Annotated in this window: 2 protein-coding genes; both read left to right on the forward strand. The window is 60.2% G+C overall.

Annotated elements, in window-relative coordinates; genetic code table 11:
- Nucleotides 1–187, forward strand: a 187-nt coding sequence (locus tag NKI97_RS35390) for a hypothetical protein (RefSeq protein ID WP_352838610.1), incomplete at its 5' end; no start/stop codon positions are given.
- 15 nt (nucleotides 188–202) lie between these two features.
- On the forward strand, nucleotides 203–562 hold the full coding sequence (locus NKI97_RS35395) for a RidA family protein (protein WP_352838611.1): 360 nt from the start codon (nucleotides 203–205) through the stop codon (nucleotides 560–562).
- The last annotated feature ends 69 nt before the right edge of the window (nucleotides 563–631 follow it).

Raw genomic sequence — 631 nt, forward strand, 5'->3', positions numbered from 1 at the left:
CGGGCTTGCCCTTGCCAATCTCCTGGGGCGTGAAATTGCCAACCTCGCTGCGCGTCAGGACAGCGAATGGATACCGCTAATCGAACAGCGCAGTCGGCCGAAGCGCTTGCCACCGCAGCCGCTGCTCGGCTGGGGCGCGCGCCTGCGGCTCGCCCGCGACCGTTTCCTCGCACGTAGCGAAGCATGAAAAAGGAGATCATCCATGAACCACGACATCACCCATATCGAGCCCGGCCCACGCTACAGCCAGGCCGTTGTCCACAACGGCATCGTCTATCTCTGTGGCCAAACCGGTTCGCCGAACGCTTCTATCACCGAACAGACCGAAGGAGCACTTGCCAATATCGACCGCTTGCTGGCCCTGAGCGGTTCCGACAAATCGCGCATCCTGCAGGTGACGATCTGGCTCACCGACATGAAACACTGGGCAGAAATGACAGCAGCCTACGAGAAGTGGATTCCGCAGGGGTCCGTGCCGGCGCGCGCGAGTGTCGGCTCGGCGCTCGTCCTAAACTACGACGTGGAAATCATGCTAATGGCGGCGCAACGTACCACTGCATAGAGATTCCGACTACAATGACCCTAGACGCAGCTATTGCGCCCGAAGGCCCCGAACTTGAAATCTCGATGA

This window comes from Mesorhizobium sp. M0296 (genome assembly GCF_040321675.1).
Taxonomy (GTDB): domain Bacteria; phylum Pseudomonadota; class Alphaproteobacteria; order Rhizobiales; family Rhizobiaceae; genus Mesorhizobium.

What these genes read in the sequence shown, in the direction of transcription:
- NKI97_RS35395 (WP_352838611.1), top strand. Translation starts at nt 203, where the DNA reads ATGAACCACGACATCACCCATATCGAGCCCGGCCCACGCTACAGCCAG.